19 protein-coding genes are annotated in these 21748 nt (G+C 43.5%); 9 read left to right on the top strand and 10 right to left on the bottom strand.

The window, feature by feature from the left end; all coding sequences use genetic code 11:
* Positions 1 to 171 precede the first annotated feature (171 nt).
* The 3 genes from RH89_RS26840 (at position 172) to RH89_RS26830 (ending at position 5721) form a co-directional block, all read left to right on the top strand.
* Positions 172 to 4053 carry an RHS repeat-associated core domain-containing protein gene (locus RH89_RS26840; RefSeq protein WP_004408810.1) on the top strand — a complete coding sequence of 1294 codons (3882 nt, stop codon included), beginning with the start codon at positions 172 to 174 and terminating at the stop codon, positions 4051 to 4053.
* A gap of 14 nt (positions 4054 to 4067) precedes the next feature.
* Positions 4068 to 4367: a hypothetical protein gene (locus RH89_RS26835; protein ID WP_004408808.1), complete on the top strand. Its 300-nt coding sequence runs from the start codon at positions 4068 to 4070 to the stop codon at positions 4365 to 4367.
* A gap of 634 nt (positions 4368 to 5001) precedes the next feature.
* Complete coding sequence (locus RH89_RS26830; protein ID WP_139063372.1) at positions 5002 to 5721, top strand: hypothetical protein; 720 nt, start codon at positions 5002 to 5004, stop codon at positions 5719 to 5721.
* A 133-nt stretch (positions 5722 to 5854) separates the two neighbouring features.
* Here the strand turns inward: RH89_RS26830 and nagE are convergent, their stop codons facing one another.
* Entirely contained in the window at positions 5855 to 7327 is a 1473-nt protein-coding gene (nagE, locus tag RH89_RS26825) for an N-acetylglucosamine-specific PTS transporter subunit IIBC (protein ID WP_038147544.1), read from the bottom strand.
* A 253-nt stretch (positions 7328 to 7580) separates the two neighbouring features.
* Between nagE and RH89_RS26820 the strand changes: the two genes are divergently transcribed.
* On the top strand, positions 7581 to 8201 hold the full coding sequence (locus tag RH89_RS26820) for a hypothetical protein (RefSeq protein WP_004408801.1): 621 nt from the start codon (positions 7581 to 7583) through the stop codon (positions 8199 to 8201).
* Between the two features lie 30 nt (positions 8202 to 8231).
* Positions 8232 to 8843 carry an HAD family hydrolase gene (locus RH89_RS26815; RefSeq protein ID WP_004408795.1) on the top strand — a complete coding sequence of 204 codons (612 nt, stop codon included), beginning with the start codon at positions 8232 to 8234 and terminating at the stop codon, positions 8841 to 8843.
* Here the strand turns inward: RH89_RS26815 and RH89_RS26810 are convergent.
* Together RH89_RS26810 and RH89_RS26805 are read right to left on the bottom strand one after the other, a co-directional pair.
* The gene (locus RH89_RS26810; protein WP_004408789.1) at positions 8817 to 9338 is read right to left on the bottom strand and encodes an anthrone oxygenase family protein; all 522 of its coding nucleotides are present in this window, start codon (positions 9336 to 9338) and stop codon (positions 8817 to 8819) included. The two genes, RH89_RS26815 and RH89_RS26810, sit on opposite strands and share 27 nt — an antisense overlap.
* A 65-nt stretch (positions 9339 to 9403) precedes the next feature.
* A complete protein-coding gene (locus tag RH89_RS26805) occupies positions 9404 to 9982 on the bottom strand; it encodes a Crp/Fnr family transcriptional regulator (RefSeq protein WP_004408788.1) in 579 nt (192 codons plus the stop codon).
* A 141-nt stretch (positions 9983 to 10123) separates the two neighbouring features.
* Here RH89_RS26805 and RH89_RS26800 point away from each other — a divergent pair, with 141 nt between their 5' ends.
* From RH89_RS26800 to RH89_RS26790, 3 genes are all read left to right on the top strand, one after another.
* Complete coding sequence (locus RH89_RS26800; RefSeq protein WP_004408786.1) at positions 10124 to 10465, top strand: ArsR/SmtB family transcription factor; 342 nt, start codon at positions 10124 to 10126, stop codon at positions 10463 to 10465.
* On the top strand, positions 10458 to 10961 hold the full coding sequence (locus RH89_RS26795; protein WP_004408784.1) for an SRPBCC family protein: 504 nt from the start codon (positions 10458 to 10460) through the stop codon (positions 10959 to 10961). Before RH89_RS26800 ends, RH89_RS26795 begins: the two co-directional genes overlap by 8 nt.
* A gap of 177 nt (positions 10962 to 11138) precedes the next feature.
* Complete coding sequence (locus RH89_RS26790; protein WP_004408783.1) at positions 11139 to 11900, top strand: potassium channel family protein; 762 nt, start codon at positions 11139 to 11141, stop codon at positions 11898 to 11900.
* 76 nt (positions 11901 to 11976) lie between these two features.
* Here RH89_RS26790 and RH89_RS26785 read toward each other — a convergent pair whose 3' ends face one another.
* The 7 genes from RH89_RS26785 to RH89_RS26755 form a co-directional block, all read right to left on the bottom strand.
* The gene (locus tag RH89_RS26785; RefSeq protein ID WP_004408776.1) at positions 11977 to 12555 is read right to left on the bottom strand and encodes a dihydrofolate reductase family protein; all 579 of its coding nucleotides are present in this window, start codon (positions 12553 to 12555) and stop codon (positions 11977 to 11979) included.
* A gap of 14 nt (positions 12556 to 12569) precedes the next feature.
* Positions 12570 to 13001, bottom strand: a complete 432-nt coding sequence (locus RH89_RS26780; RefSeq protein WP_004408775.1) for a hypothetical protein — start codon at positions 12999 to 13001, stop codon at positions 12570 to 12572.
* A gap of 355 nt (positions 13002 to 13356) precedes the next feature.
* Positions 13357 to 13917: an aldolase/citrate lyase/malate synthase family protein gene (locus RH89_RS26775; protein ID WP_004408773.1), complete on the bottom strand. Its 561-nt coding sequence runs from the start codon at positions 13915 to 13917 to the stop codon at positions 13357 to 13359.
* 223 nt (positions 13918 to 14140) lie between these two features.
* Positions 14141 to 15514, bottom strand: coding sequence for an L-cystine transporter (locus RH89_RS26770; RefSeq protein WP_004408772.1), 1374 nt, complete (start codon positions 15512 to 15514; stop codon positions 14141 to 14143).
* Between the two features lie 213 nt (positions 15515 to 15727).
* Complete coding sequence (locus RH89_RS26765) at positions 15728 to 16408, bottom strand: NAD(P)H-binding protein (RefSeq protein WP_004408771.1); 681 nt, start codon at positions 16406 to 16408, stop codon at positions 15728 to 15730.
* 17 nt (positions 16409 to 16425) lie between these two features.
* Complete coding sequence (locus RH89_RS26760; RefSeq protein ID WP_004408770.1) at positions 16426 to 17049, bottom strand: LysE family translocator; 624 nt, start codon at positions 17047 to 17049, stop codon at positions 16426 to 16428.
* A 68-nt stretch (positions 17050 to 17117) separates the two neighbouring features.
* Entirely contained in the window at positions 17118 to 18860 is a 1743-nt protein-coding gene (locus RH89_RS26755) for a methyl-accepting chemotaxis protein (RefSeq protein WP_004408769.1), read from the bottom strand.
* Between the two features lie 416 nt (positions 18861 to 19276).
* On the opposite strand from RH89_RS26755, the gene RH89_RS26750 reads away from it, so the two are divergent.
* The coding region (locus RH89_RS26750) for a HAMP domain-containing protein (RefSeq protein ID WP_004408767.1) at positions 19277 to 21748 on the top strand (2472 nt) is incomplete at its 3' end.

Here is a 21748-nt window from a genome sequence, read left to right as displayed (position 1 = left end):
TTGGTGTGGACTCGCCATTATCGCTCATCAAAGTGCGAACAGTCTGTAGGGTTAGGGTCTTGGATGGCGACATTCTTTTCTTCTGGAATTCAGCGAGATACAAGACGAAGAAGGCGAAATTGTTTCCTGGAAATTCGTCGATGACATGGGCGATGCTATTGATTTCCTCCCGTGGGTAAAGGCGCAACGAGCTACCAAATTAAAGCGGGTTCGTCTTGTCTGAACCATAAAAACGGATACCGAGTAATCACGCTGCCAGACGGTAACCAATACAAGTTTCTCAAGCATCATGAAGACTGGAAACTCAGCCAGATAAGGAAAAATGCCCTTAAACAGATAGATCTGAGATACTCTTCAAACGGTCGCCTGATTGAAGTTCAGACAAACGGTGTGTCCGATTTATGTTGTCAGTACGACAAAGAAGGAAAGTTGGTTGGATTACGTTGCCCGCATACCGACAAGCTGGTCGTAGAGTATGATATAGACGAATACGATCACTTGATTGGTGCGTCTGATCAACATGGTCTGCAAGAGAAGTATACCTACACAGACAGCGCACTATTACTGACCCGCCAACGACCTTCCGGATTTACCCACTACTTCGAATGGCAGGGAGAGGGGGCAAAAGCCAAGTGTATACGTAACTTTGGTGATGAAGGCATCTATGATTACCGATTTGAATTTGGTGAAACGGAATCCAGCTATCAGGACACCTTAGGTCATACTTGGCAGTTTAAACACGATGGCAATGGGAAGCTGCTCGAAAAAGTTAGCCCTGAAGGGCGAAAAAGTGTGTGGGAATACGACGAGCTCGGAAGGCTTTCAAAAGAAAGCGAACCCAACGGTACTTACAAGAAACGTTACTACAACGAGTTTGGACAGTTATCTACCATGCAACACAGCAGTGGTGCAAAAACAGAATACCAATATGATTCGTATGGTGTGTTGTCAGCGGTGATTCACCCCGATGGTGAAGTTAGTAAAAGAGAAGTCAATAGCTTAGGTCAGCTCATCTGGAGCCAAAACCCCAGTCAGGTCTCGACACAATACCAATACGATAAAAAAGGGCGCTTGATTGAAACAGCAAGTTCTCAAGGCTCTCTCAAACGCTGGTGGTGGGGAGAAGAAAACCGAATCCAAGGTATTCAGATTAACCACTCGCTGATTCGGTACAGCTACAATGCAGAAAATCGAGTCAACGGCTTGGCTTATCCTGATGGCATGTATGTGACTCTGGAGCATAATGCTCACGGTCAGTTGACTCGTCAACGAACATTTCACGATTTTGACAAAAGTGTATCGCGAGAACATACCTACGATTATGACGACGCAGGCAGAATCACTTCGATAGCCACACCAAGCGGTTCAACCAAATTTGAGTGGGGGACACTGAATCAACCTGACAGCCTCATCAAACAAGATGGCAGTGGGCTCTCATTTGAATACGATGCCGAGAGAAACCTCACTGCCATCAATCGAAGTGACAACGCCAGTTACCAGCTTTCTCTTTCTCCTGATGGTCAACTAATAGAAACCAAGGGATTCGATGGTGTACAGAACCAATACGCTTATGATGACAACGGTCAGATAAATGCCGTAATCTCTGGTCAGCGAGCCATTCATGTTGAATACAATCAACATGGTGATATGGCATCCATCAGTGCCAGAAACGAAGGCTATTTCAACGAATCTCATTTTCAGCATAGCTTTGGTGGAAAAATGCTGACGGCGAGTAACAGCAGCCGAGCGATAAAGAATCAGTATGATCCCCATGGTTTGTTAACTGAGGAATGGCAATCAAATTATCTCATTCAAAGCCAGTACAACCATCAAAAGCTTTGCGAAAAGAAGTCTCTACCCAACGGGGATGAGCTGCACTTCGATTACAGCGAATTTGGTGAGCTGACTGGCGTCACCTACCAGTCTCAATCAAAACTAGAGCAAAGCCCTGCTAAGGTGACCATTGACTACGATAATATGGCTAGGGTTCAGACCCTACAATATGGGAATGCTCAGTCCGAGCTTCGTACTTACGATGGACTTGGAAGACTGAAACAGCAGGACTGGGGTACACGAAATCGTCACTATCGTTACGATGTTTCCGATAACTTAGCAAGTAGCATAGACAGCGAGTTAGGTCATCATCATTATCACTACGATGCGCTATCGCAACTGACTCGGGTGAAAACACCTGACGATGTGTTTAAATATCGATTCGATAGCTTTGGCAACCCAGAAAGCGAAGAATCGGTCGTAGAATATGACCGTCTTATTGAGCATGGCGGATTGCGTTATCAATACGACGACCAGGGTAATCAGATTCGAGTTTCGGGCGGAGATTCCCTGCAGCGACGTGAATTCAACGCATTAAATCAGCTTGTGATGGTCAATCACAATGGAAAACTCGCACACTACGAATATGATGCTTTGGGAAGGCGAAGCAAAAAAACAACAGAAAGCGGTACAACCGAGTTTATCTGGCAAGGTAGCCAACTCATTGGTGAAGTCAGCGCGAATCATTACCGCTGGTATGTTTACCTTCCTAAGTCCCATGCACCTTTGATGCTGATCGAAAATGGTCAGTGTTTCTTCTATCAAAATGACCATCTTGGAACACCTATCAGGCTGGTTGAACAGTCTGGCAACGTGGTTTGGCAAGCGTCTTACAACCCACTTGGGCAAGCCAGCATAGACATTGAAGAAGTCAGAAACCCTCTTCGTTTCCAAGGACAATACTTCGATGAAGAATCAGGTTTACATTACAACTTAGCGAGATATTACGACCCTTACTCAGGTCGCTTTATCCAACCTGACCCAATCGGCTTGCTAGGCGGTATTAACCATTACCAATACGCCCCAAACCCGGTAATGTGGATTGATCCGTCAGGTTTATGTTGTGAGCAGCCTGATACCGCCGTGAAAGCTGGAGATGCGGATTCGCAGCCAGAAAAGCGAGTTGTCTATGCGATGGGGTCAGGGAACTTTCTCTCTACGGCAAATGTGAATTCGCCAACATACCCACTACATCCCCAATCAGCAGGAACCAATATTGGTGGCAAGTATGTCGAAGGAGCGGCTGAATTACTGGTATCAGGAGTCTATAACACCGCAGTGGATGCAGTTGCTGGTCTGGCAGGTTTAGCACCATTAGCGATCGGTGACTTAGAAACCTCTGTAAACTGGATTGAAGGCATACAAGATACGCTAAGTTACACACCTAACACTGAAGGTGCAAAAATGATAGGGGAGCACCTATCAGATTATGTGCAAGCGTATGAGAGCACGATGGAAAGTGCAGGAGACGCAGTTTTAGACGCTACTGGCTCACCACTTGCAGCAACACTCACTCATAAATCAGTGGAGATTGTTGGAACGTTGGTTGGGGGCCGAACTGCTATGAAGTCTGTAAACATGGCAAATGCTGCTACTAATGCAAAAGGTATTGTTTCTACGGCAAAATCATCTGAAGGATCGTTGAATATCGAGCCTGACTTAGATAAACTGCCCGACGTAGTACCAAAAAATCAAATTGAAAATGTAGGATCATCTTGGGTAGGAAAACAGCGCTTTGATGCTAGTGATCTTACCGATGAACAAGTCAAAATTGCTACCACTAAAGCAATACGCAGAAACCTGGGACTTAAAACGAACTCTGATGGTCAACTGATAGCTAACGCTGCTGAAACAGAAAATTTATTGACTACAATTACAACTTGGCGTAGGAATCACTATGCCTCTGACACAGATTTCTTGGCTTTAGATACTCGTTTACAAGGTACGATTATTCATAGTTCTGCATCTAACAGAGTGCGTCAATTGAATATTCAAGATTTGAATGTAAATCAGAGAATATATGGGCAAAGTCAATATACTAGCCCTGCAACTGGTAAACCTTATGAATATAGGATACCTGACTTCCATCATACTGGTACAAATACAATTTTTGATATAAAACCATTTGGTACACCATTATCTGGTCCACAACTAAATGACTTCAGTAATTTTGCTGATACAGATGATGTTCGTTGGATTTTCTATGATAATAATTTTTAGGTTCAGGTATAGATATGTTAACGAAACAAAAGGTGTTGCATCTTGTCCTCGCTTTATTAAAAGGGGGTGATCTCGAATTGTTGAAAAATGGTTCCATTCTTCATGGGGAGTCGTGCAGTGATTATGATAAGGAGAAGATAAGAAAAATAGGTCAGAGAATAGCTGAGTTCTATGCATCATATGATTATTTTTTATCTCCAGAGTTTTCTAAACAGATCGAAGGGAAGTCTGAGATATATCGTAATAAAAAGATGCAGATGGAGTCTATTGCACCCAAAAAAAGAAGCACAAAGATGCATTTATGTCTGCAATAAGGGAACTACAAACCACTGACAAGTTATATGACCTTTTGCCTTTGTCTGAGTATGGAAAGATTAAAGAGCTTATGAGATGGCTTGATAGTCTTGGTTTAGAAAAAGGTATTTAGAGAGCTTAGTCTTGGCTAAATAGTTGTGTTTGTTCAAGGCGTAATGCGAATCAAGGCATTACCTAGGTAGCATTTCTGTCTTTTTACCTTTTGTGTTTCCAAAGTTTAATGACCTTGAAGAGTTAGCCAGAGCTGTATACTAGTATAATTGCCGCCTTCCTGTACCTTTTCGATGAGCATAAGGCTGATACCGATACACGGAATCTCTAATTTCAACAGCGGTCAGGTTATTCTTAATCAATTATGAAAGCTCATAACATATACAACAAGTTCATGTATACAACTGGTTTTAACGTTGTTTTATACGATGTTTGAGGCATAGAATCACCAGTATTTACTTTAATTTTCGGCTTTCGTCATCAAGCTCTTTTAGATGACTAATATCAGATATCTCCATAGCATCGTACTTGAACTTCAGTAAGCAGGAGGCATCAGAAATGCTATTTTCTCGGCAGACTTCGTTAACTTTTCGGTCAGTTTACATTTCTTAGAGATTTTCGAATATAAATAAAAAGCACTGATTGCTAACGACTCGCTTTTTAGGAGGGTTAAATACAATAATGTTTTTCGAGCTTTCCAATGAGCTTTCAAAGTATGAAGTCCCATATGAATTGATACCTATCGAAGATGTTAAAAGCGGCAAGGTAAATATTCCAGAATCATGGTTCTTTTTATATGAATCGCCAAAAAATGAATGGGCTAAAGAGGTTATTGAGCAATGGTCAACGTTTGGACTATTTTTACCTAAGTTTACTGCTTGTATTTCACGCTGCTTATATTCTGTAGAGATAGTAAAAATCGAGTCATTTGTCACTTTGATCTATGTATTTGATGTTGAAGGTGAACCTTATCTGTATTTTGGTGGTAATCCTAAAGAGATAGATGATAGCGAATCAGTTACTATGGTTTTAGACTCATTACCTTCAAAGCTTAAGGAATTTTATTTAGATGTGCATGATGGCTTTGGTTTTCTTGCTGATTCATCTATGGGACCACTGTCAACGCATAGTTTTTTTAATTTATCTCAACCTAATTGGGTAAATTTAAACAAGCGATCTGACTACCCATTTGGGTTAAATCTATCAGATTGGAATGTTGTTTATGTAGACGAGGGCGATTTCTTAGCATTAAACAAATATAACTCTGACGAGTGTGTGCTGTGGCGCCGTAACTCACCTCTGGAATACGTTGATTTTTGGTCTGTATTGGATCAAATGATGACGGATGGTTTGTTAGAATAGAAGCATCAAGTCAGCATTTCATTTCTGATGACAATCTACTGATTTACTGCTTCAACTTCATGTTTTACTGAATATAAAAAGACCGGTAATAAACACCGGTCTTTTTACATATCACATCAACACATAACCCTACCTAAGTGACAACCTCAGCCAGTGTTTCCATTCTCGGAATCTGCTTCATTTCATGAGCAATTTGCTCGGCCTCTGTTCCAACGATGACTTGTAAATTGTTGGTTCCAATTCTTACTACACCCATAGCACCAATATTTTTCAGGGTGGTTTCGTCTGCCAGATCACGGTTCTTGAGTGTCAGTCTTAATCGAGTGATACAAGAATCAATGCTAGTAAGGTTTTCATGTCCCCCCAGCGCTTTCAGGTAAAGCTTTGCTTTTTCACCGATTTCAATCGCTTCTGAACCACCTTCTACAAGCACTTCTCGTCCTGGGGTTTTTAAATCAAACTTAACGATAGCAAAGCGGAATACGCTGTAGTAAATCGCAGAGAAGCATAACCCTTGAACAATCAACATGTATGGCTTAACAGCAAGTGGCAGGTTGAATGATAGGGCAAAATCGATAAGACCGCCGCTGAAGGTAAAGCCGGCAATCCACTGCATACTTGCTGCGATGTACATTGATAGTGCAGTTAAAATAGCGTGAATGACATAAAGAACAGGTGCAACGAACATAAAGGCGAATTCAATCGGTTCTGTAACGCCTGTTAGAATCGCAGTAAATGCCGAAGCTCCTAAAATTCCGCCTACCTTTTTCTTGTTTTCCGGTGTTGCGCAATGGTACATAGCCAAACATGCGGCAGGAAGCCCGTACCCCATAACTGGGAAGAATCCGGCTTGGTAAATACCTGTGATGCCTAGCTCGCCGGTTCCCGACCAGAACTTCGAAATATCACTGATTCCAACCAGATCGAATATAAATACCTGATTTAGAGCATGGTGGAGCCCAACAGGGATCAGCAGACGGTTAAAGAAGCCGTATAAGCCCGCTCCCGTTGCGCCAAGCTCTGAGATTGCGATACCGAAGTTAACAAGCGAACCGTACACAACCGGCCAGACATACACCATCACAAGGCTAATTAAGATCGCGGCAAATGACGTGACAATAGGGACGAAGCGTCGCCCTCCAAAAAAGCCAAGGACTGCAGGAAGCTGAATGTTGTGGAATCGGTTGTAGAGTATTGCAGCCACAATACCAATCAAAATACCAGTGAATGCACTAACGGCTGCACCTGAGGCGATGACCTGAGCTTGGGACATGTCATCCACCGGAACGCCAGTTATCTGGGATATAACCGCAACGTTCCCGACAATCATCTCGATAATCAGAAGACCCAAAAGACCCGATAATGCGGCAGCGCCGTTGTTATCTTTTGCCAAACCATACGCGACGCCAACCGCGAACAGCCACGCCTGATTATCCATTATCCCTTTTCCGCCAAACACTAAGATGGTTGCTAAAGCACTATTGGCGCCCCAACCAGCAGGGTCAATGGCGTAGCCTAAACCCAGCATCAATCCACCAGCTGGTAAAACGGCGATGGGAACCATCAACGCCTTACCTATTTTTTGTAAGTACCCGAGAATATTCACGTTATTTCCTCTTTAGTTATCAATAGTTACCGAGAGTCTCATCTCAGCATTTCCTGAGAAAAATACTAAAGAGTGCAGAATTAAGAGGCTTTTTCTGTTGAGTTAACTTTTGTTCACATTCCTTATTTAGGCTGTTTTATGTGACACAAGTTGTATCAGTAAGCAGATTGTGTGACGCGAACGCGCGAGCATCTATCATCCTTTGCTGACCGATGCTATCTTTTTGATAAAGCGAACTATAAGGAACATCAAAATGGATTTTGATTGGGTAGAGTGGTTTGGTTATCTGGCATCTCTGGTGGTGCTGGTTTCGTTAACAATGACGTCGATCATTAAGCTAAGAGTGATCAATTTCATTGGTTGCCTATTGTTTGCAGCTTTCGCTTACTTTATTGATTCCTATCCCACCATGTTCATGAACCTCGGTATTGCAGGAATCAATGTCTATTATCTCTGGAATATCTACAGTACCAAAGAGCGCTTCAAGCTTATCACCGCCTCGGTAAAATCCGAGTATTTCGACCACTTTGTGTCGACCAATCAAAATGATATTGAACGGCAAGTTAAGGTTGATGAACTTAAAGATGCAGGTACGGCTTTCTATATGCTTCGCAACAACAGTATTGCAGGTGTTTTGGTGGGCAACATAAGCGAAGCAGGAACGTTTCGTATCTTGCTGGACTACGTAACCCCTGAATTTCGCGACATGAAGTTGGCGCAGTTTTATTACCAGTCTCATCCGGAATTTATGAAGGAGAGGGGCGTTAAGTTGCTAGAAGCACATGCCAAAACGGCTGAGCATCACGAATACCTGACAAAAGTTGGGTTTACTCGTTCAGACAAAGACAATACTATCTATATCAAGAATTTATAAACTCAATCCCCCAGAGGGAGGTACAACGTTATGGCTATAAAGAACATTATTTTTGATGTCGGGAACGTCATTGTGAAGTGGTCACCTACCGATATCATAGCTCGCACATTCAATTTGTCTGGTGATGAGTGTCAGGCGATGGCAAACACAATTTTCCAACACCAAATATGGATGGATATCAATAAAGGGAAAATCAGCGAGCTAGAAGCGAAACTCGCTTATCAGGAGCAACTCCAGCTTACTCCCAACGAAACCGACGTACTTTTCTATCAGGTGAAAGCGACCCAGGAGTTACTCCCAGGCACCTTCGATATGATGAAAGAATTGAAAGAGAAAGGGTACGCTCTGTTTGGCTTGACGGACAATGTGAACGAGATAGTATCGCACCTCAAAACCACTTACGATTTTTGGTCACTATTTGATGGTGCGATTGTGTCGGCAGAATGGTCGGTACTCAAACCAGACCCGAAAATCTATCAGCTAGTGAACGACAAATGTGGTATTCGATCAGAGGAATCCGTTTTTCTGGACGATATGCCACACAATATTGAAGGCGCTAAAAAGCACGGATTTGAAGCCTTTCAGTTTACAACGGCTATACAAGCTCGTGAGGACTTAAGAAGTCTGGGAGTGACAATCTAACTCTCCTTGTGCATGGCGGGCTTTCTCTGGTGAAGAAAAGCTCAACAGAGCCAGCGATGAAAGGAAAGTCGCCATGCTGATTCCCACTCGAAATAGATTTGCTGCGTTCCAGTTATCTCTCACTTCCTTCCAATCCAAAGGTACAGCAGACGGATCCCATGACTCGGTGTAATAGTTAAGTGGTAAGTTAATGAACTTAGTAAACATGATGATTCCCAGAAAATAAACCAGCGCTACAAGTATCCAGCAGATACCTTCTCTTTTTGAGGATTGAAAAGTTGCGACTCCGGTTATTGCTGGCAAAAGTCCCGCACCAAAAAAGCAGATAAAAAATCCTGAGTGTCTGACATTAATGTTGAAGAGGGATTGAACAGTCGCATAAGTCTCGCCATCAACCTCCATCATGGCGTAGTTAACGTTGAAGCTATAGGTTGCAAAGAAACCCGCCATTAAACCAAGAAGTAAAGTCGAAATCCCTCGAAGCGCCACTTTCATGTTTGTCTCCGTTCATGTATTTGAAGTTTTAAATAGCATGAAAGGATTGAATTCGGCTGTACTTATCATTTGGTAAGTCGGATGGATTTTTTTATTCGTGAAAATGACTCAGCTGTCACACCCAGGTAGCTGGCAATGTGTTTGTCAGGGATCTCTCTGAATTCTGGTCTCGCTGATAAAAGCTTTAGATACCTTTCACTTGCAGTGAGTTGTAGCCAGTCTTTCTCTCGGCTGAATTTATCTTCCAGCACTCGCTCCATCCAGAGTAAGGCGAAATCACTCCATTCATTTGAATGCTGAAAGCAACGCTGAAAGTCATCAAATTTCCATGACCAGCTATGGGTAGCCTCTATCGATTCAATGAAAAATCCAGCTTCACTGGTGCGTAAAGAAGGGGTAATTGGCCAGAGAATGGAACCTGGTAGGAAAAAAGACTTGTTGTGTTCACGCCCTTCAATATCAAGGTAATACATCCTTACTAAGCCCGATTCAATTAAAAATACAGTCGTCCACGGTTGGTTAGAATGAAGAAGAACAGACTGTGGTTCAAACGAAACGCGTTTAGCGGATGCAGACAAAGCATTCTTTGTGCCTTCGTCAAGATGAGCAAAATGATTGGAGTTGTCGATAATGTCAAAACTCATAGGAGTAAGCTGTTCTATTCATTATTTTCTGATAAATCGTTGTTGGAAAGTTTCCAGCGAGCGATTAGTCGTTTCTGTCTCTTTTTTAAGAAACCAAATAATTGAGGTTTACATATTCCTATATTGGAATATATTGATTGTATGGCTAGAGCAAAAACCACCTATGACCCGTTTAATGCAATTGCAGAACCTAAAAGGCGAGAACTTTTAGAGAAGCTTGCAGGGAAAGAAATGACTGTGACTGAACTGGTAGATTTGCTGGGTTGGAATCAACCCACAGTATCTAAGCATTTGGGTGTTCTTAAAGCAGTCGACTTGGTCCGTGAACGTAAGGAAGGGCGGTTTAGAGCATACAGCGTCAACGGTGAACAACTTAAATTGATCCAAAACTGGGTAATTCAATTTGAGCAATACTGGACCCATACTTTAGACAGTTTGGGAGATTACCTTCAAGACATTCAACAAGGGGACAAGGATGAATGATCAAATCGTAGAACCGACCATTCTAACTCGTGAATACGACGCACCAATTCAACTGGTGTTTGAGGCATGGACGAAAGTAGAGCACCTCTCTAAATGGATGGTGCCTATGCCGGGAGTATCCTGTGAATTTACGAAAGCCGATATCAAAGCGGGTGGCGAATCACTGCATAAAATGACCATGCCAAATGGGTTCGAAATGTGGCTGTATTCTAAATACCTGGAGATTGTGGAGCCACACACAGTTGTGTTTGTGCAATCTGTTTCGAACGAACAAGGGGAAATATTACCCAGCCCTCAGATGCCTAACTGGCCAAAAGAAATGAAAACCACGGTGAAACTGGAAGAGAATGGCAGTAAAACCAAGCTTCAACTGATTTGGGAGCCAGTGAATGCGTCTTCTGAAGAAGTTGCCGCTTTCGATTCTTCTCGTGAGCAACACGGAGCAGGTTGGGGCTCTGGCCTCGAAAGTCTTGAGAAATACCTGTCCGAGGTCTAAGTTATTACATCTAAGGTTTGTTGGCAGCTCGTCGTGTGCAATTCAATCACGAAGAGCTGCCTTCCAATTCTTGTTTCTCTTGTTTAAATTGAGGCATTCTCTTAATCACAATTGACGAATGGCAACACGGAACTTAAGGTGGAGCCATAATAAAATCAATACAGTGAGTCTCAGACCATGATCGACGAACAGCGAGAGAGCTTAGGACCTTTTCAGGTATTCGTTCTTTTTCTTTCTCTCTTTGTGCTTATTTCAGTATTACTGCAACTGACTATTCCGCTTCCTGAAGACATCAACGCCATACTCAGGCTATCCGATCAGTTTATCTGCTTTTTCTTTTTCATTGATTTCGTAATCCAGCTTAAAAACGCTCCAGACCGTTGGCGTTATTTCCGAACCTGGGGATGGATAGATCTGCTCTCATCGATACCCTTTGGCTTTTATCCGCAGTTTGCGCGGATAGTGCGGATCATTCGTCTGATTCGCGTAATTCGGTCGGTTCGGACACTTGTTAAAGTGTTCATGCGTAACAAAGTAAAGAGCTCATTCTCTTTTGTCGTATTCGTCTCCATTCTTATGCTCACAGTGGGGGCTATCGCGTTACTGCTGCTTGAGCAGGGAGTAGAAGATGCGAACATTCACAACGCAACGGATGCATTCTGGTGGGCTTTTGTAACGATTACGACGGTGGGTTACGGCGATTATTATCCTGTCACAGTAGAGGGGAGGTTTGTTGCAGCAATCTTGATGACAACGGGTGTTGGTTTGTTCGGTACGTTTACCGGGTTCGTTGCCTCCTGGTTTTTGGAGGACGAAAAAGAAGATCAAGGTAAACACATCATGGCAAACCTTAAAGATGAAGTCGTAGAACTGAGGCAAGAGGTTCAGGATTTAAAAATATTGCTGAGAGATTTAGCACAAAAGAAAGACCCCGACTAAGGGGTCAGTCAGGCTGAGCTTAAAGCGGCTTTGAACAAAGTCTAAATCACTCGATGATTCCCTCTGAGCATCCATTCTAGGCAGGTCTGTAGAAGTGCATCGTCACGCTATTTTCACACTTTTCAAACTTTGTAAGCGTTAACTGGCGTGTTCCGGTTGCCGGTTCGAATAGGCGTTTCCCATTACCAACCACGACCGGAAACATCCACAGGCGAAGCTCGTCAATCAGATCGTGCTTTAGAAGCGTCTGTATCAGGTTGGTACTCCCATGCACTTGGAGAAGAGGACCGCTCTGGTCTTTCAAGGTTTGAATTTCGGAGACGACATCACCAGTAATAGCGATGGAGTTTTCCCAAGTTAGTGTCTGTGGATTAGAGGTAACGACATATTTTCTCGCAGCATTCATCCGGTCTGATAGAGTGGATTTTGGCGCGTTAGGCCAATGCCCTGCAAAAATATCATAGGTATTTCGACCAAAAACCATATCGTAAGGTTCAGACATCGCGTAACGTTCAACTTGAGTCATTACGCCTTCCCAATAGGGCGCAGCCCAGCCCCCATGTGTAAAACCACCAGATGAATCTTCTTCGGGCATACTAGGAGACTGCATAACTCCATCCAGTGTCACAAATGCCAGAACGGCAAGCTTTCTCATAAGCAGCTCCTTATCTAATTCACGTAGGTATTTTGATATTTATTGCCAGTACGGAATTTTTGATGGATCCAACCTAAAGCCAGCCCGAAAAAACAAAATTGCAATAACCCGACGGTAAGCTCAATTTGAATCCAGTTTGCAATTGACGGCACCGTATATTTAGCGGGTTCTGTGATGGCGATATAGCTGACAAGAAACGCTCCAAAAAGCAGGGAAATGGATATCCCATCTTTTATTTGGGCAGTGGCACCTTTCCAGACCCTTAGACCGATACTGATGATGCCTCCCTGAATAATCATAACGGTAAATCCCATCGCCATGATTGGCTCGGGACGAAGAAAGCCCACTGAATCAAAATGTTCCTTATTGAGAACAAAGTGCGATAGCCCTTGCGCCGCAAAGGTAACGATCATAAACGCGAGGATTGATAAAAGGTGAGCAATCATGATGTAACTCCTTCTACCGAAGTGTTTGTAGTGGATGGCTCTCTGGTGAAAGGTGTAACTGATGAGATTTTAATCGGGTTTTCTCTTTTTTGCCTTTTATTTAACCGCTTGGCTTCGGTCCATTTCTTTTCATGATTTATACTCACGTCTTTCTCCTTGATACGCTGTTTAACTTGAGTTCAAGCCAGCTCTTAGTACTGACTACTAACTAGACGAGAGAAATCTAAAATCGGGGACAGTTTGAGTAAAAATTTTGGTTGTGAGGCAAAAAAAAGACCCCGGTCAGTGGGGTCAGTCAGATTGACATAGACTAAGGTTAAGGCTTTCTTTATTAAAATTGTTATCGAATTAAATATCAGTTCTTGCAGATACGAGTGAGGCTATAGTCATCACCACTGCGAGACGTATATTCTTTGTCTACACTGTGAGCGATTGGGTCGCCTTTGGCACCTGTTTCCAGAAGGCTGATCCAGTAGCGGTGGCTGGATTGAGTTTCCATGCACAAAGACGTGCGAGACTCTAACTGGATATCCTTAATGTTCGCCAGATTGTCGATACCGCCCATATGAGTACCCAAAGAAATCTCAAGATGACAGCCTTGAGCGTCTTTTAACAAAATGGTTTCTGGTTCGCGCTTGTGACCAGACAAGGCGACAAACTGAGATGGGTTCTCCAAACCAACAAGCTTGCCATCGGCGAAGCATGCGACCAAATTGCAGTAGTAAACCATATAGTTCACGACGTCTTTGTGAGATCCACTTTCAAGCGGAAATGAAGCGTCCAGTATCTCTTTTGCCCGTTGTTGCTTTTCTGTCACTCGTTGCGCATTTGTTTTTTCAGCAGCGAGGACAGAAGTCGCATCAAACTGGGATTCGGTTTGTATATTCTGATTGTTCGAAGCAGTTGATATTGTCATAGTGATGTCCTCATCAATTATCTTTTGCCAGCTCAAGTAAAGGGTTGTGACGTTTCCTTTGCTCTTGCTTCAACTTTAGATTAGCGCCTTTGCTGTCAAAATTTCACAATAAAAATTTCACAGTGTAAATTTTACAAAAACAACTGCATGTTTTTACACAAACAAATAAGGCGACCATACGGTCGCCTTTGCAATACATTAGTAGAAAACGGTTTAGCAGGTGCTAAGCGCTCGCTTCCTGGCTCTGAGGAGATTCTTCTTTCTTTCCCAGTATGCGGCTGGTTATGGTTCCTGCTGTCATCGCGCCAGATACATTCAGAGCGGTTCGCGCCATATCAATCAGTGGTTCAATTGAAATTAATAGAGCGGCGATAGTTACAGGCAGCCCCATAGCCGGAAGTACAATCAGAGCGGCAAATGTAGCACCACCACCGACACCAGCAATACCGAAAGAGCTAATCGTAACGATAGCAATTAAAGACAGAATGAAATTGATGTCGAGCGGGTCAATTCCGACGGTAGGTGCAACCATAACCGCAAGCATAGCTGGGTAAATACCCGCACAGCCGTTTTGACCAATTGTCGCGCCAAACGATGCAGATAAGTTCGCAATGGCTGGTGGCACGTTTAGTTTGGTGATTTGTGCATCGACGTTGAGTGGAATGGTCGCAGCACTGCTTCGAGATGTGAAGGCGAAGGTAAGTACCGGCCAAATTTTCTTGAAGTATTCAGTCGGATTAACACCAACAAAAGAAACCAGTAAACCGTGAACGACAAACATCAGAAGAATGGCGACATAAGAAGCCGCAATAAAGCCAAGCAGGTTGAGGATGTCGCCAGCACTGGAAGTCGCGACAACTTTTGTCATTAACGCAGCGATGCCGTAAGGAGTCAGCGCCATGATCATTTTAACTAAGCGCATAACCACTGACTGAGCAGCGTCTACAAAGGTGCGAATAGGGGATTCCAGTTCTTTGTTTTCCTGCATTACTTTGCGCGCAGCAATACCTGTCAGGATTCCGAAAATAACAACCGCGATGATTGAAGTAGAACGCGCACCAGTCAGATCTTTAAACGGATTGGTCGGGATAAAGCTCACTAGCATTTGAGGAATACTCAAATCGCTAACGCGATCGATACGATTTTCAAGAACTGCGATACGAGCTGTTTCTCGAGCGCCTTCCGTTAGCCCTTCAGCCGTTAATCCAAATACCTGAGTGACGGCAATACCAATTACTGCGGAAATCATAGTGGTAACCAGCAAGACTGAAATGGTCAATGCACTGATTTTTCCTAATGAGCCTGAGTTTTCCAGTTTCACAACTGCAGCAATCATAGAAACCAGTACCAGAGGCATGATGATCATTTTCAGCAAGCCAACGTAGCCTCTGCCAACAATGTTGATCCAGTCGAGGCTCTCTTTGATTGAAGCGTGACCTTCACCAAGAACTAGTTGCAGTGCTAAACCAAACAAGCTACCAGAAACAAGACCTAAAAGGACCAAACGAGAAAGTGTGCTTGACTGGCGTTGTTGTTTAAACAGAAAGAGAAGAATAAGCCCAAAAATGGCGAGATTTACAAATGTAACCAATGACATTGATAATTAACCTTTATTAACAATGAATATATATAATTCTAATAATTTGATCTTAAGTAGAATTAATGACTGTTCGCTAAATTAGATTAAGTCAGGGGTTTAGCAAAGTGTGATTTGAAATTACATATGCAAAATAATTCTATGTATGTAAATATCACAAGCTAAAAGTTATAGAGCTTTAGAAGGTGGTTACTTGAGTATAGAAGTGAAGGTCTACTTGTAACTGGAAAGCATTCGCCACATGGCACGGCTGTCTAATATTGTTGGGTACTCGTGTTTTGAATGAGTATCAAACAGCGCGTAAAGCATAGATTGAGCGACGTCTTTCGCGTCAATAGGCTTGAAGTTGTGGAGCTTTCCAATAAGAAGGGGGCTTAGAACTTTAAGTAAGCTTTCTGTCACCAATTCATTGGTGCGAGGTGTTACACGCTCTCCCTTTAGTGGTCCTGGTCGCACAAAGACTACTTGCTCGAAACCCATTTTAGAAACGGCAGTTTCCATCTTTCCTTTACACTTAAGGTAATGAGAAAAAGATTCAGGATCTGCGCCATAGCTGGATACTACGGCTAGTTTTTTTACACCGACGAGCTTCATTTCGTGAGCGACATTGCAGACAAGATCGACATCTATTTGTGCGAGTTTTTCTTTTGAACCCGCTTGTTTGAGAGTGGTACCAAGGCAGATAAAGCCAAGCTCTGGGGAAGGGGTCTCGTCATCCCACTTAGTAATAGCAAGATCAACGTGAATGTGTTCTTTGAGTTTGGAATGAGAGAGGTTGATAGGGCGTCTGCCCAGTGAGTGGACTTGAGAAATGGCATCTTCCTTAAGAAGAAGCATCATCAGTTCGTGACCGACTAATCCACTGCCACCAGCTACAATCGCGATTTTACTCATACAACCTCTCGAGATGCTTAACGCGAGGTCGTGGACAAAATCACTCCAGAACCTACAAATACGCCACCAGTAAGCTTATTAAACAATTTAGCGCGCCCGTTTTGCAACAGCCAATGTGAAGATTTCGCACCTAAATAGGCATAGATCAAAAGCCAGGACAGCTCCATAACTGCAAAAGTGGAGGCTAAAACGAAGTACTGACCTAACAAAGACGCTTGCGGATCAATAAATTGAGGAAATAACGCGGTAAAAAACACGATCGCTTTCGGGTTGCTGGAACCCACGATAAATCCGCTGGTGAACAAACTGCGATGTGACTGCCTGTTTGCTTCTCCTTTGGCAACTTCGTAGTTTTCCTGCTTAGACATAAACGCCTGAACACCCAGATAAATCAAGTAGGCAGCACCAGTCCATTTAATGATGTTGAATACCCATTCCGATGTGGCTATTACCATGCCCAACCCCGTAAAAGACAGGGTAAGAATGCACATAATGGCGCTTAAACTGCCCAGCGCAGTAAAGATTGAAGAACGGAACCCCTGAGTCACAGATTTACTCAGGCATAACAGAACACTAGGGCCCGGTGATGCCGTTAATATGAAAATTGCGGCGACGTAAATCATCCATGTATTCCAATCCATTTTCGCTTCCTTGTGAAAATAAAAAGGCAGCCATACCAGCTGCCTTAAGTCGATACAGAAATGATAAATTACTGAACTTTAAAGCGTCCGACAACCTCATTCAGATCTTTAGAAGTCGAATCCAACGCCTGATTGATAGAATTCGCATCAGAAGCGTTGTCATTGAGCTGGTGTACGATCTGCTGGATAGCCACCATATTTCTATTCACTTCTTCTGTAACCTGACTTTGCTGATCAGCAGAAGTTGCCATAAGCGCATTAAGTTCATTTATCTCAATGACGGAGTTGGTAACCTGATTTAACGAATCCATCACCTGATTGGTGTTTTCCGCCGTCTGCTCACAGCTAGAGCGTGTTGATTCCATGGCAGTGACGACGTTTTCTGTGCCGCTACGCAGTTTAGAAAGCATCTCATTGATTTGTGATGTACTGTCCTGAGTTCGGGCAGCCAAGGCACGAACCTCGTCAGCAACAACAGCGAATCCTCGACCTTGCTCACCTGCACGTGCAGCTTCAATAGCAGCGTTTAGCGCCAGGAGGTTGGTTTGCTCTGCAATTTCACCAATCACTTCAAGCACAGTGCTGATCTGTTTGGTGTCGGTGCTCATGGTGCCAATCGAGTTCGACATCGCGCTCACTTCATCCACTAGGGCAGACACACTGTTCACTGCCTGAGAAACAATCTTCTTCGACTCTTCTGCGTTTGCAGATGTGTGTTCCGTCAGCTTGGCGGCATCCGAAGCGTTTTGTGCAATGGACTCAGCCGTTGCACTCATTTCATTGATGGCCGTTATAGCTTGCTCAGTTTCGATGTTGTGATTGTTTAGCGTGCGCAAATTGGAGTCGGTTTGTGTGTTGAGCTGGTCGACAGCTGAATCAATGCTCTTGCTCGACTGTGAAACTTCCACAAACATGCTTTGAAGTTTTTCGATAAACAGGTTGATTGAGTGAGAAATCTGACCGATTTCATCTTTCGATACCACTTCAAGTCTTTGAGTCAAATCGCCGCTGCCCTTAGAAAGATCCGCGACAACCTGTTTTAGGTTTAGAAGAGGTTTAAAGGCGAAGTGCAGCAGGACAATACTCAAACAGATGATAACGAAAGCACAAACCACAAGTGCCATAGTGATCAGCCAGTTAAGCGATGCCGTATTGCGCTCGATAAGATCCAAGTCGATATAGCCGTTTAGCTGCCAGTTCTTAGAACCCAGCGCGACATGTTTTCGGAAAGGCAATAAGTTGTCGCCAGTCTTGTTGGAGTAAATGACCGTACCATTCTCGGAAATTAACTCGATATAGCTGCCACTCACCGCGTAGTCAGCCACCACTTCCGACATATCACTCAGGTCAACAATAAAGAAATCAACCGAGTCGTCAGGGCGGCGCATAGATATAGTGAGCAAAGGCTTACCATTCACTACTTTAACTTCGCTGATTGACGGTACCTCCGTCTGGGACTCAGCGGCATCCAGATAACGCTGGGTTAATGTTTCATCGTCAACGGAGCCTGACTCATCAAATGCGTAACCGTGCAGAATCTTTATGATCTTATGGAAACCCGCGTTTTCTTTCGTCTCCGCGATGTCCATCATGCTGAAATTCAGGTTCTTCGCCAAATCGACTTTGCTTTGCAGGTCGTGATTAAGACGGTTTTTGACAAGCTCAATGTTGTTACTGATGTTTTTGGTGTCTGAATCGTTAATGTACTGACTGATGAAATAATTAACGCTGACGTAAGAAGTAAGAATGGTAATTGAAACGATGACCGTTATAAGGCCAACGATCTTGTGTTTAAAAGATAGATTTTTCATGCACTTTACATCCCTAAAAGTGTGAAGAACGGAAACATCGCAAAGTGATGTGCTTTCCAGAACGTCGCACATGTTAAGCAGTGGGAGGGCGATGTGCAAACGATACGCAACAAAGTTACAATTTTGAGCCTTATATTAATAAAAATGAGCTTTATTAGTCGTATGTTAGCTATTGAAGTCACTAAATTTTGTCGATGAGGTGGCATTTTGTTCTGGCTAAAAAAGCGCCTATCCCAAATGGCATTCTAAAAGTGTGAGCTATACTGAAAAGTGTCAGTGTGAGCGTGTGGTGTAACACAAATTGATTGAGCTAATCAAAGTGCTTTAGATAATAATAAGTTAAGAATGAATCGGTCAGCTCTAACAACGTGTTCATATACCACCACCTGTTAAACCAACTGGGGTTTAGGCTGGGTATGAAAATTAGAGTCAAAAATATAACGTTACTTACCGTTGTTACATCTTTCTTGTTTGGTGTTCTTTATTACATTACGTGGAATGCAACACACGAGCTTGAAAACAAAGTTCAGGACGAAATGCGGAATTCCGCAAAAGAGATCATCGAAAAAATCGATCGAAATCTCTTCGAACGATTTCACGATGCCCGTGCATTTGCCATGAATGCGCGATTACCAGAAAACTTTTCTGACGCTAACGATGCAGTAAAAGACCGCTACCTAGATTACCTCGACAAACTGATCACCGAATACAAAGTCTATTCCCACATATTGTTGTTTTCAGCAGATGGCGAGTTGGTTGCCCAAAACAGAATTGATGTCCTTGGTGAAGGAGTTAAACCCGTTGTGACATCGCCAGAGCGAGTGTTGCTAAAGCAATGGTTTAACGATGTATTAAATGAAGCGTATCTCCGTCCTCTTGCTCCCAATCCAGCCTATCCAGAATTAGGAACCGCAGTCTACGGACCTGTCCAGTCGTTGTTTGGTCAGGAGAATGTGCGACAGGAACAATTCGACATGATGTTTGCGACCGCAATCAAAGATGACGCAGGCAAGGTTACGGGCGTTTGGGTGAATGTACTTGATTTTCGTTTCCTAGAAGACATCGTCCATGAATACTACATGTCGCTGCTTATGGACGGTTATGAGGAAGTCAGGATACTTCTGACTGACCCGAAAGACGTGGTACTTATCGATATGCTCCATCTGGAATCCCAGATTACCGGGTTCTTTCGTGAAAATTCTGAACTCCGCGGTTCTCAGTTCAAAATTGGGGATACCTCGATTAACGCCGTAACAAGAGAAAAGTTCTCTGGCATCTCCATTCTGAACGACCAAAATGGTGTGGAGCAATTGCAGGTCTACGCTGACAGTTTAGGAGCGTACGACTTTCCCGGCTTGAACTGGAAAGTCATTATTCAGATGCCTACGGAATTAGCATTTGTTGAAGCCGAGCAGCTGAAAATAAAACTCTGGCTCATTTCCATCATGATCATTGCGGCGCTAATTGTGACTGGGCTTTATATGTTCTACCGAGTCAGCTCTCCGTTAAAACAGCTTGCAGTGATATTTGCTCAACTCTCTCGAAATGAGTTTTCCACACCGTTACCCAAATACCGTGAAAGTGATGAAGTGGGTGACATTATCAAAGCCGTCGATATTTTCAAAAGCCGGCTTCAGGACAGAGAAAAGCTGCTGGAAAAAACACTCGATCAGCAGCAGGAACTCGACCTGCAAAGGCGCGCCATTATGGCGGCTAAGTCTGGGATGATGGTTTGTGACGCGCTGGATAAAGAATTACCCATTGTTTACGTCAATCATGCCTTCACTACGATGACCGGTTACAAAAAAGAGGAAGTGATCGGGAAAAACCCAAGGTTCCTCCACGGTCCCGATCATCAGCAACCTGGCTTAATTGAATTAAGAACAGCGCTAGGCGAAGGGCAGTCTTGTAACGTTTATCTTCAGAACCGGCGCAAGGACAGCTCGATTTTCCATTGTCATTTGCATGTAGATCCAGTGTATTCGGACGAAGGGGCACTGACGCATTTTATTGGTGTGCAAACCGATGTCACTGAGCTTCATAAAGCAAAAGAAGAGGCTCAGGAAGCCAACCGACAACTTGAAGATCTGATTACTCAAACCACCATGGAGCTTGAAGACACAGAGAGCCGAATGAAAGCAGTGTTTAAGTCGGCTGTGGATTGTCTCATCATCTTTAAGCTGGACGAGACGATTCTCGATATCAATGACTCAACCCGTGAGCTATTTGGCTGGACTCGTGAGGAACTCCTGGGCAAACCCTTTGATGTGCTGTTGGCCGACGACTTTGGTCAGAAAGACATCAACTTCTTAACACATTCGATTGGCTTAGAGTCAACCGACAAAGGCGGAGAGACAGACGAAGTCATCGGGCAAACTAAGGATAAACAACTTTTACCTTTAGAGATGTCTATTACTCAGGTTGCGGCCAATGGTGAGGCCTATTACTTAGGAACGCTCAGGGATATCAGCGATCGCAAACATGCGGAGTCTGAGCTCAAACTCAGCAAGCGCAACCTACAGGATCTGGTGCATCGATTAAATCTGGCAACAGAAGCAGGTGAAATCGGTATCTGGACATGGGATTTCAAAACCGGAAGGTTGCAATGGGATGACCGCATGTATCTCATGTACGACCTGAAAAAGACCAAAGAGGGCGCAACCTATGAAATCTGGCGTGCCCGAGTTCATGAAGAGGATCTGGAATTTGCTGAAATTGCATTAATCGAAGCCAAAAACTCACTTTCCCGCTATTACTCAGAATTTAGAATTCAGCTTCCCAATGGTGAAGTTCGCTGGATTAAAGCCGCTGCTGATGTGGTCTTTGATGAAGGGACGCGTAACGCCATTGGAATGGGTGGCGTCAATATTGACATTACCAAAGAGAAA

It is taken from the genome of Vibrio nigripulchritudo ATCC 27043, from assembly GCF_000222685.1.
GTDB classification, from domain to species: Bacteria; Pseudomonadota; Gammaproteobacteria; order Enterobacterales; family Vibrionaceae; genus Vibrio; species Vibrio nigripulchritudo.
The sequence above is the reverse complement of the archived record's forward strand: the minus strand, read 5'-3'. Positions and strand labels throughout refer to the sequence as shown.

Bases quoted from the DNA above. Each gene is read 5' to 3' on its own strand.
- RH89_RS26755 (WP_004408769.1), bottom strand. From the start codon at position 18,860: ATGAAAAATCTATCTTTTAAACACAAGATCGTTGGCCTTATAACGGTC.
- RH89_RS26785 (WP_004408776.1), bottom strand. From the start codon at position 12,555: ATGAGAAAGCTTGCCGTTCTGGCATTTGTGACACTGGATGGAGTTATG.
- RH89_RS26780 (WP_004408775.1), bottom strand. From the start codon at position 13,001: ATGATTGCTCACCTTTTATCAATCCTCGCGTTTATGATCGTTACCTTT.
- RH89_RS26820 (WP_004408801.1), top strand. From the start codon at position 7,581: ATGGATTTTGATTGGGTAGAGTGGTTTGGTTATCTGGCATCTCTGGTG.
- RH89_RS26815 (WP_004408795.1), top strand. From the start codon at position 8,232: ATGGCTATAAAGAACATTATTTTTGATGTCGGGAACGTCATTGTGAAG.
- RH89_RS26800 (WP_004408786.1), top strand. From the start codon at position 10,124: ATGGCTAGAGCAAAAACCACCTATGACCCGTTTAATGCAATTGCAGAA.
- RH89_RS26790 (WP_004408783.1), top strand. From the start codon at position 11,139: ATGATCGACGAACAGCGAGAGAGCTTAGGACCTTTTCAGGTATTCGTT.
- RH89_RS26770 (WP_004408772.1), bottom strand. From the start codon at position 15,514: ATGTCATTGGTTACATTTGTAAATCTCGCCATTTTTGGGCTTATTCTT.
- RH89_RS26795 (WP_004408784.1), top strand. From the start codon at position 10,458: ATGAATGATCAAATCGTAGAACCGACCATTCTAACTCGTGAATACGAC.
- RH89_RS26805 (WP_004408788.1), bottom strand. From the start codon at position 9,982: ATGAGTTTTGACATTATCGACAACTCCAATCATTTTGCTCATCTTGAC.
- RH89_RS26775 (WP_004408773.1), bottom strand. From the start codon at position 13,917: ATGACAATATCAACTGCTTCGAACAATCAGAATATACAAACCGAATCC.
- RH89_RS26765 (WP_004408771.1), bottom strand. From the start codon at position 16,408: ATGAGTAAAATCGCGATTGTAGCTGGTGGCAGTGGATTAGTCGGTCAC.
- RH89_RS26810 (WP_004408789.1), bottom strand. From the start codon at position 9,338: ATGAAAGTGGCGCTTCGAGGGATTTCGACTTTACTTCTTGGTTTAATG.
- RH89_RS26760 (WP_004408770.1), bottom strand. From the start codon at position 17,049: ATGGATTGGAATACATGGATGATTTACGTCGCCGCAATTTTCATATTA.
- RH89_RS26835 (WP_004408808.1), top strand. From the start codon at position 4,068: ATGTTAACGAAACAAAAGGTGTTGCATCTTGTCCTCGCTTTATTAAAA.